Here is a 14558-nt window from a genome sequence, read left to right on the forward strand (position 1 = left end):
GTGAGGGCCGCCCGCTTGTACAGTGAACGCATGCTTTCCCCGGTTCCGCTTCCTGTTCCCCCCGCTTTGCCGCAACTCGATGAACTGTTGGCCTGCGCCCATGTGGTGAGCCTGCCGATGAGGGTGAAGTTCCGCGGCATCCTGGAGCGCGAAACCCTGCTGCTGCGCGGTCCCGTGGGCTGGGCCGAGTTCTGCCCCTTCCCGGAATACGACGACGCCGAGGCCGGCCGCTGGCTCGCCGCCGCCATCGAGGCCGGCTGGCACGGCTTCCCCGCGCCGCTGCGGTCCCTGATTCCGGTAAATGCCACGGTCCCTGCTGTTTCGGCAGACCGGGTGCCGGAAGTCCTGGCGCGGTTCGGCCGGGTTGACGCCGTCAAGGTCAAAGTGGCCGAACGGGGGCAAACTCTCGACGATGACGCCGCCCGCGTCGCTGCCGTCCGGGCCGCCCTGCCCGGCGCCGCCATCCGCGTCGACGCGAACGGAGGCTGGGACGTGCCCGCCGCGGTGGCGGCACTGACCCGGCTCGCCGCCGTCGGGCTTGAATATGCTGAGCAGCCCGTGCCCACCATCGAAGGGCTCGCCGAGGTGCGGCGCCAGCTGCGGGACGCCGGAACGCCGGTCCTGATCGCCGCCGACGAAAGCGTGCGCAAGGAGTCGGACCCCCTGCGCGTGGCCCGGGCCGGCGCCGCCGATCTGCTGGTTGTCAAGGTCGCGCCGCTCGGGGGAGTGCGGCGCGCGCTGGACATCGTGGCACAGGCCGGGCTCCCCGCCGTCGTCAGTTCCGCGCTGGACACGTCCGTGGGGATCCGCGCCGGACTCGCCCTTGCCGCTTGTTTGCCGGAGCTGCCCTATGCCTGCGGGCTGGCAACGGTCTCCCTGTTCACCTCGGACATCACCCTGGATCCGCTGGTGGCCGACGACGGCGCCATCCGCCTCCGCGATGTTTCCGCCGACGCCGGGCTGCTGTCGCACTTTGCGGCTTCCGCCGACCGCCGCAACTGGTGGCTGGACCGGCTCCGACGGGTCTACGGCCAACTGTTGTTAACTTGGGATTAACCGGAGCGTACTCTCGTTTTTGGGTAGCGCTGACAGCGTGGGCGGGAACGCATCTCACCCCTGGAAGGTCCCCCATGTCTGAAACGACCGCCCGCAAATTCACCCTGCTGACCATGCTTGGCCATACGAAGGGCAAGCGCAGTGCCGTTACCTGCGCCCTAAAGTGCGACAACGCCTGCGCCGGCGACGTCTGCAACACCAGCTCCAACAGCTATTTCCGGGACATCGCGTCCGCCACCATGTCCCGCCGCGCCGCCCTGGGCTTCGGCGCCGCCGGTGCGCTGGCCGTCGTACTCGGCAGCGCCATGACCTCCGCGGAGCCGGCCTCCGCAGCAGGCCTGTCCAAGGCCGCGAAGGAAGGTTTTGGCAAATCCAAGCTGCAGTTCACGCCGATCGCTCCGGTGAACAAAGCCGTTGACGCCTTCACTGTTCCTGAGGGCTTCACGTGGCAGCCGATCATCCGCTGGGGTGACCCGCTGTTCAACGACTCCCCGGACTTCGATCTGAACAACCAGACCGCAGCTGCCCAGGCCCGCCAGTTCGGCTACAACAACGACTACACGGACATCCTGGAAATCCCGGACACCAAGGGCCGCCGCGCTGTCCTCTTTACCAACCATGAGTACACCAACGAAGGCATCATGGTGCCCGCTGGCTACGACGCCGCGGAAACCCGCGCAATCGGCCGCGCGGCCCATGGCCTGGCCGTCGTGGAACTCGAGCGCAAGAACACCACCAAGCCGTGGGGCTACGTCAAGGGCGCACCGCTGAACCGCCGCTTCCTCGCCGACACCACCTACGAACTGACCGGCCCCGCAGCCGGTTCGCCGCTGGTTAAGACCGTGGCGGATTCCTCAGGCCGCGCCATCAAGGGCACCTTCGGCAACTGCTCCGGCGGCACCACCCCGTGGGGCACCATCCTCTCCGGCGAAGAGAACTTCAACGGTTACTTCGTTTCCCCGGGCACCTCCGCCGGCGACAAGCGCTACGGCCTGACCTCCAAGGCCACCGCCCGCAAGTGGGAGCTTGACGATCCGCGCTTCGACACCCGGAACGCCGGGTACGAGAACGAGGCGAACCGCTTCGGCTGGATCGTGGAAGTTGACCCGTTCGATCCCCTGTCCACCCCGCGCAAGCATTCCGCCATGGGCCGCTTCAAACACGAGGGCGCCAACGTGATCGTTGCAGAGTCCGGGCACGTGGTGGCTTACATGGGCGACGACGAGAAGTTCGATTACCTTTACAAGTTTGTTTCTGCGGACAAGTACCGCGAGGGCGACCGCAAGCACAACATGGGACTCCTTTCCCAGGGCGACCTCTATGTAGCCAAGTTCACCGGGGATTCGCCGGCGGCAGAGATCGACGGTTCCGGCAAGCTCCCGTCCGACGGCGCCTTCGACGGCTCCGGCGAATGGCTGCCCTTGGTGGTTGGCGGCAAGTCCGCCGTGGCAGGTATGTCCGTCGAGGAGGTACTGGTTTACACCCGCCTCGCCGCCGACAAGGTTGGTCCCACCAAGATGGACCGCTGCGAGGACGTCCAGCCCAGCCTCCACACCGGCAAGGTCTACGTGGTCTGCACGAACAACTCCGACCGCGGCAAGGTTGGCAAGGTAGGCGCCACCGAGGTCAACCCGCGCAACGAGAACCGGGACGGCCACATCGTGGAAATCACCGAGACCGGGGACCAGACCTCCACGAAGTTCGCCTGGAACCTGCTGATGGTCTGTGGCGATCCGGCCCAGGGCGACGTCACCTACTTCTCCGGCTACCCGGTGGACAAGGTCTCGCCCATCTCCTGCCCGGACAACGTGGCTTTCGACTCCGTAGGCAACCTCTGGATCTCCACCGACGGCGCCCCCTCCGGCATCGGTTACGCGGACGGCCTGTTCAAGGTCACCCTGGACGGTGCAGAGCGCGGCAAAGTGGAGCAGTTCCTCGCCGTCCCGCGCGACGCCGAGACCTGCGGCCCCATCATCCACGATGACGAACGCACTGTGTTTGTTGCCGTCCAGCACCCGGGCGAGGAAGGCACCTTCGAGGCGCCGCACTCATACTTCCCGGACTACGTCCCGGCAGGTACGACGCCGGCACCCGGCCAGGCGCGCGCGCCCCGTCCATCCGTGGTCCAGGTTTTCCAGGACACCTGACAGGTCCGGCGCCACGCAATCGGCCGGGGGACACCCGTTTTCGGGAGTCCGCCGGCCGATTCTGTGTCTCAGGGCCTTTCCCGTGTCCGTGGCAGACTGGACCGGTGACTTCCCTGGATGACCCGGACCCCGAAACCAACTCCCCGGCCACACCCCTGACCGCCATTGCGGCCGCGCGGATCGCCGTCGAGGCCCTCATCGGCGGCGGCGTGGAGTATGTGGTGGTCTCGCCCGGATCCCGTTCGGCCCCGATGGCGTACGCACTGGCCGAGGCGTCCGCGGCGGGACGGGTGGAGCTGCTGGTCAGGATCGACGAGCGGTCCGCCGGCTTCACCGCCCTGGGCCTGGCTCTGTCCACCGGCTCACCGGCGGCCGTGCTCACCACGTCCGGCACCGCAGTCGGCAACCTTATGCCGGCTGTAATGGAGGCGAACCACGCTGCCGTCCCGCTGGTGGTGCTGTCCGCCGATCGGCCCGAGGAACTGCTGGGGACCGGGGCCAACCAGACCACCATCCAGCTGGACCTGTTCGGCGAGCACGTCAGGTTCGCGGCCGATGTTCCGGCTGGCAACAGCCCGCGCCGGGCCGTGGAAACGGCGTTGTCCGCAGCTACCGGCGCGTTCTCCGACCTCGCGCCCGGTCCCGTGCAGCTGAACCTTGCGTTCCGCGATCCGCTGGTGCCGGCGGCGGGGGAGGCGCTTCCGACGGCGGCCGGCCGGCCGAAATTCCGCATCGGCACCGAGCCGCTCACCATGAACCTGCCCCCCGCCGCTTCGGGGCTGGACGAGCGACGCACGGTGGTGCTGGCAGGGCACGACGCCGGGCCTGTCGCCGAGGCGTTCGCCCGCGCCCACGGCCTGCCGCTGCTCGCCGAGCCGTCGTCCAACTCCCGATTCGGACCCAATGCCGTGGGCCCGTACCGGCTGCTGCTCTCGCATTTTGGTCCTGCCTCGGCGCAGCCCATCGAGCGGGTAGTGCTCTTCGGCCGGCCCACACTTTCCCGGCCGGTAGCGTCCCTGCTGGCCCGTGCCGACGTGCCCTCCGCCCTGTACCAGCCGGTTCCCGTGGCCTGGTATGAGCCCGGCCGGCGCACCGAATTGCCGCTGGCAAGCCTGGCCGACCTCGCCGAATTCGCCGGCCGCGGTCCGTCCGACTGGCTGGACACGTGGCTCCTGGCCGGGTCCGCTGGGCAGCACGCCTTGGACGTCGTCCTCGCCGCAGAGCCCGCCGCCACCGGTCCGGCCGTGGCTGCGCTCGTGTGGCGCAATGCCCGCAGCCAGTTGATGCTGGGCTCCTCGAACGGCATCCGCGACGTTGACCTGGCCGGCCTGCCTGCCGCCGAACCCGCAGCCACCGTCTACGCCAACCGCGGCCTCGCGGGGATAGACGGCACCATCTCCACTGCCACCGGAATCACCCTCGGCGGCCGGCAGGAAACCACCCTGCTGCTGGGCGACGTCACGTTCCTGCACGACGCCGGCGGCCTGCTCCTCGGTGCCGGCGAGAGCACACCGGACCTCAGGATCGTGGTGCTCAACGACGCCGGCGGCGCCATCTTTGACCTGCTGGAACACGGTGCGGTGCGCCAAGCCGGCGGCTACGCGGACGCCGTCGAGCGCCTCTTCGGCACCCCCCACTCAGTGGACCTCGCGGCACTCGCCGCAGCGTACGGCGTCGGGCATTGCTCAGTCAGTACGACGGCGGGGCTTGCCGAAGCGCTTGCCGCACCTGTTGCGGGCCGCACCATCGTGGAGGTCCGTACCGACCGGGTTGGCCTGCGGGACCTGCATGCCCGCATTGTGGCCGCCGTGGCTGCAGCGGTGGTAGGTGTGCTCGGCGGCTGATTCCCGACGCGGCTTCGGCTGGCGGACGCACTTTCGGCGCCGGGACACCCGTTTCCGCGTGTCCCGGTGCCGATCGCGGGTCTGCGGGCCGAACCCGTGTCCTCAGGCCGGAGACGGTGTTGTCCACATAGCCTGTTGGCGGCCTTCACTGCGCGGCGTGCGAGTGCAATCTTGGGTTCATGACGGCACTCCCCAAGCTCGTTTTGACGCGGGATCTGGCCTCGATCGGCGCCGGCACCCGCCAGTTGCCCGCGGCAGTCAGGGCCGGTGTGCTCGTTCGGGTCCGCCAAGGCGTGTATGTCGACGCGGCCGCCTGGAACGGGTTGAAGCCGTGGGAACAGTACAGGCTCAGGGTGGTGGCCGCAGGGGAAACCTGTCATTCGCCCACGATCTTTTCCCATCACTCTGCTGCCACCACCATGGGCATTCCCACTATTGAACGGGGCCAACCTGTACACGCACTGACCACTTTCAGAGGAGGTGGAAGGTCGCGGGCCGGAATCCGCCGGCACCTAGTTGATGCCGGAACCATAGATGCCCACGAAGCTGACGGGCTGCTGATCACCTCACGGATCCAGACAGTCCTGGACCTCGCGGCATTCGTCCCCTTCGCCGAGGCCTTGGTACCCCTCGACCACGTTTTAAAACCCGATCCAGGCCGTAGCCTGCCGCCTCTTAGCAAGGAGGAACTGCTCGACGCCCTGCCGGCTAGGTACACGCCGGCGGCGGAGAGGCGGGTCCGGGCAGCCATAGAATTCGCCAGCCCGGAGTCGGGCTCTGCTGGTGAGTCGTACAGCCGCGGACTCATTCACTTGGCGGGGTTCGCGGCACCAACCCTTCAGTACGAAATCCGCAACAGCCGTGGCCGGATCGGCTGGTCGGACTTCTACTGGGAGCACAGCCGCACTGTCGGCGAATTCGACGGGTTCGCGAAGTACGAGAAGGCCGAATATCTCAAGGGCAGAACACCCGGGCAGGTTGTGGTGGCCGAGAAGATGCGGGAGGACAACATCCGGGCGACCGGCCGCAATGTGGTGCGCTGGGTTTGGTCGGATCTGTGGACGGCCGGCGAACTTGAACGCAAGCTGTCCGATGCCGGGGTTCCGCGCCGCCGTCGGCCTTCCGTGGGACGCGACAACGGCCGGGGACGCCATGACGGCCCGGCGACACCAGTTAACAGGTGTCACCGGACCGTTTGCGTGTCCTGGAACCAGATGCGCGTCAGAGCCGAGTGGGCGTCGAAGGCAGCGGGCCCGGCCTATTCCTCGATGTCGATGTGGGTCGGGTCCAGGACTCGGCGCAGGAATTCCTTGGTGCGGCCCTGCGTGGGTGCGGAAATGACCTGCTCGGCCACACCTTCCTCCACCACCACGCCGCCGTCCATGAACACCACGCGGTCGGCCACTTCGCGGGCGAAGCCCATCTCGTGCGTCACTACCAGCATGGTCATGCCTTCCTTGGCCAGGTTCCGCATGACCGAGAGGACATCGCCAACGGTCTCGGGGTCCAGCGCTGAGGTTGGCTCGTCGAAGAGCATCAGTTCCGGGTCCATGCTGAGCGCACGGGCAATGGCAACGCGCTGCTGCTGGCCGCCGGACAGCTGGTCCGGGAAACGGTCAGACAGGTGCCCCAGACCCACGCGCTCCAGGTTGTGCTCGGCCACCTTGTCGGCCTCTTCCTGGGACCGCTTCAGGACCTTCGTCTGGGCGATGGTGCAGTTCCGCTTGGCGTCCAGGTGCGGGAACAGGTTGAACTGCTGGAACACCATGCCCACTTTGCGGCGCATTTTGTCGATGTCCACGTCCGGGTCCGTGGCCTCGAAACCGCCCACGTGGATGGCACCCTCGTTGGGCTGCTCGAGCAGGTTGACGCAGCGCAGGAGGGTGGACTTGCCGGAGCCGGAGGGGCCGATCAGGCAAACCACTTCACCCGGTGCGACGTCCAGGCTGATGCCTTTGAGGACCTCGTTGGAGCCGTAGGACTTGCGCAGGTCCTTGATGGACACGCCGGCGGCGTTGATGGTGCCGGTGGTGCCGGGGTTGCCGGCGGAGGAATTTACGACGTCGTTCATGGCTTCCCTGCCTATCGCTTGGTCCGCGCGGAGCGGCTTTCGAACTTCCGGGCCAGGAGGCTCAGCGGGATGGTGATGACCAGGTAGAAGGCACCGGCCACGAGGAGCGGAGTGAGGCCGGCGCCCAGGCTGGAGATGCCGTCACGGCCGAACTTGGTGAGCTCGTACTGCGAGGCGGTCAGGCCCAGGACGTAGATCAGCGAGGAGTCCTTGGTGAGCAGGATGACCTCGTTGGTCAGCGGCGGCAGCACAATTTTGAAAGCCTGCGGGATCACGATGGACACCATGGCCCGCCACTGCGGCATGCCCAGCGATCGGGCGGCCTCGAGCTGTCCCTTGGGCACAGCCTGCAGGCCGGCCCGGAGCGTTTCAGCGATATATGCCGAAGCCACCATACCCAGCGAGATCATCACGATCAGGGTGACGTTCCACTGGACCCCAAAGGCGAGCGGGACACCGTAGCCGAACGCGATGAAGACCAGCAGTGCGGGGACGCCGCGGAAGAATTCGACATAGCCGGTGGCGATCCAGCGGTACAGCGGAAAGCTGGAGAGCTTCATCAGGGCCAGCAGCAAACCACCGGAAAGGCCCACCACGAAGCCTAGGAACGTATAAACGAGGGTGTTTTTGAGGCCCACCAGAAAGATGTCCGGGAACATCGGGCCGATCTTGCCGAAGTTGAAGACACTGTTGCCGATAGTCTTCCAGTCCGTGGCCAGGATCAGCGCGGCCACGGCCACAACGAAGATGCCGATTTGGACATACAGGCTTACTCTGGCCCGTTGACGTGCGGTCATTGCCATGGAGTGCTCACATTCATTTGCGTGGCTGAGGCCCCGGACGTACTGCGGTGCAAAGAGGCGGTGCAGTTCGTCAAGGGCCCCAGCGGCGTAATTCTCAGGGCTGTGAAAGTCTCAGTCCGAAAATGCTTTACTTGGCGGCCTCGCCGAACCAGGTGGTTTGGAACTTTTTCAGGCTGCCGTCGTCGGTGATGCGCTTCAGGGTTGCGTTGACCTTCTCGGCCATGGCGGTATTCCCCTTCTTGATGGAGATGCCCAGCTTCTCGCCGGACGTGTAGTCCTCCACGCGCTTGAACTTGGGGTCATCCTTGATGGCGTAGGCCAGGATGGACTGGTTGCCCAGGGCGGCGTCGATGGTGCCGGCCTGGATGGCCTGGACCAGGAGGCCGCTGTCCTCGAACTGCTGGGCGTCGATGCCGTGCTCGGAGGCGTACTTGGCGCCGGTGGTGGCCTGCTGGACGCCAACCTTCTTGCCCTTGGCGCTGTTGATGTCGGAGATTCCGGACGCAGTGGTGGCTACGAGCGTCAGGTCATCGTCCAGGTACGGGTTGGAGAAGTCCATCACGGACTTGCGGACGTCCGTGATGGAAACCGAAGAGATGGAGAGATCGCAGCCGGTCAGGGCGGTGCCGGTCTCGATGGCTTCGAAGGAGCTGTCCACCACGCTGAGTTCTGCCTTGAGGTCCTTGGCAACTTCGTTGGCGATGTCCATGTCGAAGCCCACGATCTTGCCGTCCTTCTGGAATTCGAAGGGCTCGTAGGGGACGTCCGAGCAGACGGTGAGCTTGCCTGCATTGATGAGCTGGACGCCGCCCTCGGATGCTGCCGGGGTGGACGTACCGCCGCAGGCAGTGAGGGTGAGTGCGCCGGCGGCAAGGATTGCTGCTGCCTTGGCGGCGATCTTGGCCTGGGCCAGGGACTTGAGCTGCATGTTTTTTACCTTTTGTTGCAGGGGTATGCGGTACTAAATCGGTTCATAGTGTATCGCCGAATAAGAGATGTGCATCACACGAAACTTAGTTTCACTATTGGATAACAAACGCTCCGCTTTAGACAAGAGTCTAGGGCCACGCAGTGTCCGGAATCCCGGACGGCGCATGGCCCGCAGCGTTAATGGTGGATGGAGCGCCCAAAACCTGTGTTCTAGTTGCCGAAGCCCAGCGATTCCAGCATGGGGCGGAACTTCGCCCAGGTCTCAGCCAGCTCAGCCTCGGGCTGCGACCCGTCCACGATTCCGCAGCCGGCATATAACCGCACGGTGTGAGCATCCTCGATGACCGCGCCGCGCAAAGCAATGCCCCACTCGCCGTTGCCGGCCGCGTCCAGCCAGCCCACCGGACCCGCGTATGGGCCGCGGTCCAGGTGCTCCAGCTTCCGGATGAGGGCTCCGGCCACCAGCGTGGGCGTGCCACAAACGGCGGCCGTGGGGTGCAACGCGTTGATGAGCGCCAGGCACGTGGGCACGTGGCCCTCCACCTCGGCCAGCTCCGCCTTAACGTCCGATGCCAGGTGCCACACGTTGGGCAACTCCAGAATAAAGGGCTCGTCGTGCGCGTTCATAGCCTCGGAAAACGGCGCCAGCTGCGAGGTCAGCGACTGAATGGCGATTTCGTGTTCGTGCCGCTGCTTCTCGGACCCGGCCAGCACACGCTCGGCGTAGTCCATCGGGATCCCGTCCTGGCCGTGGGCGTCGCGGCGGTCCAGTGTCCCCGCCAGCACGCGCGCCTGGGCAGTGCGGCCCTCCACCTGGATCAGCATCTCTGGGGTGGCACCCACCAGTCCGTCCACACCATAAGTCCAGCATTCGCGGTACCGGATGGCCAGCTCACGCAGCACGTTCGCTGCGTTCACGCCCGACGGCACCGTGGCCACTATGTCCCGGGCCAGCACCAGCTTCTCCAGCGCCCCGGTGCGGATCTCTGCCACCCCCGCGGCGACGGCAGCCATCCAGTCCTCCTCGCTGAGCGACCCCGTGTGCAATGTTGCTCCGGGAGCAGCAGGCAAAGGACGGACGACGGCGGCGTCCGGTTCTTCGGCGACGTCGCTGTGAATGCTGCCCCCGCTCAGCCAGCCCTCCAGGGCGGCGAGGGCGCCCGCTTCGGTGAGGTCGCCGTCGTCGAACGTTAACTGGGTGAGCCAATACTGGCCGTCGCGGACGCCCACCACGATTTCGGGCACAATCAGGCGCGATTCGTGCGCGGACTTCTTGGAGAAGGCGAAGGAGCCGAAGGCCACGGGACCGGTGCCGGGCAGTTCCACAGAGTCGGTGATGTCCGCTTCGAGGACGAGGTGCCGCCACCAGATGTCGGCCTCGAGGAAGCGGTCCGGGCCGGTTGCGGTGAAGCGCTTAAGTTCGCCGAAACCCACCAGGCCGGCTTCGCGGCGGGTCCAGCAGAGGACGTCGGCCCGGACCAGAAACTGCGGCAGTCCGCCGGCATATCCGTTGCCGTCCAGGGGGACTGTGAGGGTGCGGAACGTGCTCGTCATGATGAGACAACAGTACTCCCGCGGGTGCGTGCGGCCGCGCTGGGCGGTGCCGGGGCGTCCCCGGGCTCAGACCCGGGCCGGCCGGCCGGTGCGTCGCTCGGGCCCGGAAGGGGCCGTGAACAGTTCCGGCCGAAGTGCACGCATGCTCGCGACGTCGTCCAGGATGAAGCGCAGGTGGCTGCGAAGGCCGTCTTCCGCAGCCGAAAGGTCGCCGGCGAGAATAGCGTCCATTATGTGGCGGTGATCGGCGGCGTACTCCGTAATGCCGCGGTAGCCGCTGAGCCCCAGGTAGCGGGCGCGGTCCAGGTGGCCCTTGGCGTTAGACACAGTGGCCCAGGCTGTTTCGTGGCCGGCGATGGCCAGCAGCGTGCGGTGGAAGTCCTCGTCCAGCGGGTAGAACTCCTCGCGGGTGGTGCATGCGTCCTGTCGGTCCAGGAGTTCGTAGAGCGCGGCTGCGGTTTCCGGGGTGATGTTGCGGGCGCAGTCGGCCAGCGACGCGACCTCGATGGCCTCGCGGATGAACTGGGCCTGCGCCACGATGTGCGGGTCGAGGTAGGTCACGTAAGTGCCGCTCTGCGGGCGGATCTCCACGAGCCCTTCCTGCGCGATGAGCAGCAGTGCCTCGCGGATGGGCTGGCGGCTGGTGCCCAGATGGTGCGCGAGCTCGTTCTCGGAAAGAAGGGTCCCCGGCGCGTCCTCGCCGGAGATGATGCGCTCACGGATCTGCGCATACGCCATCATCCGGGCGGAAGTGCGCGGGGTGGTGTCGGGGGCTGCCATGCTTCCACAGTAGCGGTGCCGCCGAGTGCCGGCACCGTCAGCCCGGGGCTCCAAAACAGAGTTACGCCAGCTCTTGACACACTGGTATGGCAGTGCTTGAATGGCAGTCGTTGTTCCGATGAAGGGACAAGAAAGACGTCTGGCCATGCCGCATCATTGAAGCTGTGCATCCCAGACCCGTAGAACAGAGGGGTTCATGACGGCAACAATCAAGGCAGGCGCCACCCAGCGCTCATCCCAAGACCTGATCAGAACTGCAGTATCCGGATGGCTCGGAACGGCCATGGAATACATGGACTTCCAGCTCTATTCGCTGGCAGCAGCCATCATCTTCCCCAAAATTTTCTTCCCCAACTTCGACCCCGTTGTGGGCCTGCTGATCGCCTTCATCACCTACGGCGTGGGCTTCCTGGCCCGCCCGGTCGGCGCCTGGTTCTTCGGCCGCATGGGTGACCGTGTAGGCCGCAAGAAGGTCCTGGTCATCACCATCATGATGATGGGCGTGTCCACCATGCTCATCGGCTTCCTGCCCGGCTACGCCCAGATCGGCCTGGCCGCGCCGATCATCCTGGTGCTCCTCCGCCTCGCCCAGGGCTTCGGCGCCGGCGCCGAACTCTCCGGAGCGTCGGTCATGCTGGCCGAATACGCCCCGCCCAAAAAGCGCGGCCTGATCGCCTCCTTCGTCTGCCTTGGCACCAACTCCGGCACGCTGCTGGCCTCCGGCCTGTGGGTCCTGCTGACCCTCCTGCCCGAAGAAGCGCTCATGAGCTGGGGCTGGCGCCTGCCGTTCATCGCCAGCATCGGCATCACGCTGTACGCCCTCTGGATGCGCCGCAACCTGAAGGAGAGCCCGGTTTTCGAGGCCGCCCGTGAGCAGGAAATCGCCGACGCCGCTGCTGCCGCCTTCGCCGCTGAGTCCGGCACCGCCGTCGGACAGCCCGCGCCGGCCGTCAAGGCCAAGCGCAAGGGCAAGGCTTTCTTCCTGGCGATGGCCCTGCGGATCGGCGAATCCGGCAACTCGGCAATGATCCAGACCTTCCTCATCGGTTACATCGTCACCGGCCTGAGCATGGACAAGAGCGTGGGTACGTTTGCCCTGCTGATCGGCTCGTTCCTCGGCTTCGCCACGGTCCCGCTGGCCGGCTGGCTCTCCGACAAGCTCGGCCGCCGCACCATGTACCGCGCACTGTCCGGCTTCCAGATGCTCTTCGCCATCCCGGCCCTCCTGATGATGCAGTCCCGCGATCCGTTCCTGGTCTCGCTGGCCCTGATCATCGGCCTGTCCGTCTCCGTGCTGGGCATGTTCTCCGTCCAGTCCGCCTACGTGAACGAACTCTTCGGCTCCCGCAACCGCTACACGCAGCTGGCCATGGCCAAGGAAATCGGCGGCGTGCTGTCCGGTGGACTGGCCCCCATCATCGCCGCAGGCCTGCTGGCCCTCTTCACCAACTCGTGGTGGCCGGTCGCCGGAATGATGGTCCTCTATTCCGCCGTCGCCTTTGTAGCCACCTTCTTCGCCCCTGAAACCAAGGGACGCGACCTGACCCTCGTGGAGGACGCAGTATGAAAGCCGTGGTTGTCCATTCCGCTGGAGACCTGCGGCTCGAGGACCGTCCGGATCCGGCCTGCCCGGCCGGCTCGGTGATCGTCGACGTCGAATACGGCGGGATCTGTGGCTCGGACCTCCACTATGTCACTCACGGCGCTTCCGGGTTGAGCGTCCTGGCCGATCCCATGGTGCTGGGCCACGAGGTGGCCGGCCGGATCTCCAAGCTCGGCGAAGGCGTGGAGGGCTTCGCGGTGGGCGACGCCGTGACCGTCCACCCGGCCGTGTCCTGCGGCAAATGCACCGACTGCCTTGCCGGGCGCACCAACCTCTGCCCGCAGGTCACCTACTACGGCAGCGCCGCGCACCGGCCCCACACGGACGGCGCTTTCGCCTCCCGCAAGGCCGTCCCGGCGGGCCAGCTCCGCCGCCTGCCCGACGGCGTCACCACCCGCCAGGCCGCCGTCGCCGAACCGCTCGCGGTGGCGATCCATGCCGTCGGCCGGGCCGGCAGCCTCGCCGGCAAGGACGTTCTGGTCAACGGCGCCGGGCCCATCGGCGCGCTATTGGTGGCCGCCGCCCGCCGTGCCGGCGCTGCCAGCGTCGTCGCCAGCGATCTCTCGGAGACTTCGCTGGCGATCGCCAAGCGAATGGGAGCCGACGACGTCGTGCTGGTGGGTTCCGGCGCGCAGCTTCCCGAGGTGGATGTTGCGTTCGAGGCCTCCGGCGCTGCCCGCGCGCTGGGCGGTGTCCTCGCGGCCGTGCGTCGCGGCGGCATCGTGGTCCAGGTGGGCAACCTGCCGGCGGGGCCGGTGACGGCCGAGCTCGCCGCACTTGTTTTCCGGGAGATTGATTACCGCGGGACCTTCCGCTTCGCGGACGAGCTGGATGACGCCCTCGCTTACCTGGCGGACGGGCTGGACGTTGAGCCGCTGCTGACGCACACGTTCGACGCCGGTGACGTGGCTGAGGCGTTTGCCGTGGCTTCGGACCGGGGGACGGGGTCGTCGAAAGTCCTTCTCAAGTTTGTCTGAGACAATTGCATGGTGAACCGAGCATCCTTGGAAAAGCGTCCGGACGAAGTAGCCACGATGTTTGACGACGTCGCACCTAAGTACGACGTCGTCAACGATGTCCTCTCTATGGGGCAAACCCGCCGTTGGCGCAGGATCGTGGTGGACGCCATGGACATGAAGCGGGGCCAGCGGGTGCTCGACCTCGCTGCCGGAACAGGTACCTCCAGCGAGCCATATGCCGATGCAGGCATAGAGGTGGTGGCCTGCGATTTCTCCCTCGGCATGCTGAAGGTGGGCAAGCGCCGCCGCCCGGACATCAACTTTGTTGCCGGTGACGCCACCAACCTGCCCTTCGCGGACAACAGCTTTGACGCCAGCACCATCTCGTTCGGGCTGCGGAACGTCAACGAACCGAAGAAGGCGCTGGCCGAGATGCTCCGCGTCACCAAGCCCGGCGGCAAGCTGGTCATCGCCGAGTTCTCCGCGCCGGTTGTGCCGCTGTGGCGCACGATGTATACCGAATACCTTATGCGTGCCCTCCCGGCCATCGCCGTGAAGGTCGCGTCCAACCCCGACGCCTATGTCTATCTCGCCGAGTCCATCCGCGCCTGGCCGGACCAGGACCACCTGGCCGCGTGGCTGCAGGAATCGGGCTGGGAAAACGTCACCTACCGCAACCTGACCGGCGGGATTGTGGCCGTTCACCGGGCCACTAAGCCCCTCGAATCAACCCCGGACGGCGGTGCGGCCGCAATTGCCGCGCACAAGGGACCCGTGGCCAAGCTCCGCCGCAACATCACCCGCTGATACC

11 protein-coding genes are annotated in these 14558 nt (G+C 66.5%); 6 read left to right on the plus strand and 5 right to left on the minus strand.

The window, feature by feature from the left end:
• Positions 1–30: 30 nt before the first annotated feature.
• The 3 genes from ABIB45_RS13620 (at position 31) to menD (ending at position 5047) form a co-directional block, all read left to right on the plus strand.
• Positions 31–1056, plus strand: coding sequence for an o-succinylbenzoate synthase (locus tag ABIB45_RS13620; protein ID WP_354216396.1), 1026 nt, complete (start codon positions 31–33; stop codon positions 1054–1056).
• A 74-nt stretch (positions 1057–1130) separates the two neighbouring features.
• Entirely contained in the window at positions 1131–3203 is a 2073-nt protein-coding gene (locus ABIB45_RS13625) for a PhoX family protein (RefSeq protein WP_354216397.1), read from the plus strand.
• A gap of 104 nt (positions 3204–3307) precedes the next feature.
• Positions 3308–5047 carry a 2-succinyl-5-enolpyruvyl-6-hydroxy-3-cyclohexene-1-carboxylic-acid synthase gene (gene menD / locus ABIB45_RS13630; protein WP_354216398.1) on the plus strand — a complete coding sequence of 580 codons (1740 nt, stop codon included), beginning with the start codon at positions 3308–3310 and terminating at the stop codon, positions 5045–5047.
• Positions 5048–6305: 1258 nt separating this feature from the next.
• Here menD and ABIB45_RS13635 read toward each other — a convergent pair.
• From ABIB45_RS13635 to ABIB45_RS13655, 5 genes are all read right to left on the minus strand, one after another.
• Positions 6306–7118, minus strand: coding sequence for an amino acid ABC transporter ATP-binding protein (locus tag ABIB45_RS13635; protein WP_354216399.1), 813 nt, complete (start codon positions 7116–7118; stop codon positions 6306–6308).
• A gap of 11 nt (positions 7119–7129) precedes the next feature.
• The gene (locus ABIB45_RS13640; RefSeq protein ID WP_354216400.1) at positions 7130–7921 is read right to left on the minus strand and encodes an amino acid ABC transporter permease; all 792 of its coding nucleotides are present in this window, start codon (positions 7919–7921) and stop codon (positions 7130–7132) included.
• A 127-nt stretch (positions 7922–8048) separates the two neighbouring features.
• A complete protein-coding gene (locus ABIB45_RS13645; RefSeq protein WP_354216401.1) occupies positions 8049–8849 on the minus strand; it encodes an ABC transporter substrate-binding protein in 801 nt (266 codons plus the stop codon).
• A gap of 212 nt (positions 8850–9061) precedes the next feature.
• On the minus strand, positions 9062–10405 hold the full coding sequence (locus tag ABIB45_RS13650) for an isochorismate synthase (protein WP_354216402.1): 1344 nt from the start codon (positions 10403–10405) through the stop codon (positions 9062–9064).
• 66 nt (positions 10406–10471) lie between these two features.
• On the minus strand, positions 10472–11185 hold the full coding sequence (locus ABIB45_RS13655) for a GntR family transcriptional regulator (protein WP_354216403.1): 714 nt from the start codon (positions 11183–11185) through the stop codon (positions 10472–10474).
• Between the two features lie 196 nt (positions 11186–11381).
• Here ABIB45_RS13655 and ABIB45_RS13660 point away from each other — a divergent pair, with 196 nt between their 5' ends.
• From ABIB45_RS13660 to ABIB45_RS13670, 3 genes are read left to right on the plus strand one after another with little or no spacing between them, the layout of a single operon-like run.
• Entirely contained in the window at positions 11382–12752 is a 1371-nt protein-coding gene (locus ABIB45_RS13660; protein WP_354216404.1) for an MFS transporter, read from the plus strand.
• Positions 12749–13765, plus strand: a complete 1017-nt coding sequence (locus ABIB45_RS13665) for an L-idonate 5-dehydrogenase (RefSeq protein WP_354216405.1) — start codon at positions 12749–12751, stop codon at positions 13763–13765. Before ABIB45_RS13660 ends, ABIB45_RS13665 begins: the two co-directional genes overlap by 4 nt.
• 12 nt (positions 13766–13777) lie before the next feature.
• Entirely contained in the window at positions 13778–14554 is a 777-nt protein-coding gene (locus ABIB45_RS13670; RefSeq protein ID WP_354216501.1) for a demethylmenaquinone methyltransferase, read from the plus strand.
• Positions 14555–14558 lie beyond the last annotated feature (4 nt).

It is taken from the genome of Arthrobacter sp. UYCo732 (assembly GCF_040547265.1).
GTDB lineage: Bacteria > Actinomycetota > Actinomycetes > Actinomycetales > Micrococcaceae > Arthrobacter.

Bases quoted from the DNA above. Each gene is read 5' to 3' on its own strand.
- ABIB45_RS13620 (WP_354216396.1), top strand. From the start codon at position 31: ATGCTTTCCCCGGTTCCGCTTCCTGTTCCCCCCGCTTTGCCGCAACTC.
- ABIB45_RS13625 (WP_354216397.1), top strand. From the start codon at position 1,131: ATGTCTGAAACGACCGCCCGCAAATTCACCCTGCTGACCATGCTTGGC.
- ABIB45_RS13635 (WP_354216399.1), bottom strand. From the start codon at position 7,118: ATGAACGACGTCGTAAATTCCTCCGCCGGCAACCCCGGCACCACCGGC.
- ABIB45_RS13640 (WP_354216400.1), bottom strand. From the start codon at position 7,921: ATGGCAATGACCGCACGTCAACGGGCCAGAGTAAGCCTGTATGTCCAA.
- ABIB45_RS13645 (WP_354216401.1), bottom strand. From the start codon at position 8,849: ATGCAGCTCAAGTCCCTGGCCCAGGCCAAGATCGCCGCCAAGGCAGCA.
- ABIB45_RS13650 (WP_354216402.1), bottom strand. From the start codon at position 10,405: ATGACGAGCACGTTCCGCACCCTCACAGTCCCCCTGGACGGCAACGGA.
- ABIB45_RS13655 (WP_354216403.1), bottom strand. From the start codon at position 11,185: ATGGCAGCCCCCGACACCACCCCGCGCACTTCCGCCCGGATGATGGCG.
- ABIB45_RS13660 (WP_354216404.1), top strand. From the start codon at position 11,382: ATGACGGCAACAATCAAGGCAGGCGCCACCCAGCGCTCATCCCAAGAC.
- ABIB45_RS13665 (WP_354216405.1), top strand. From the start codon at position 12,749: ATGAAAGCCGTGGTTGTCCATTCCGCTGGAGACCTGCGGCTCGAGGAC.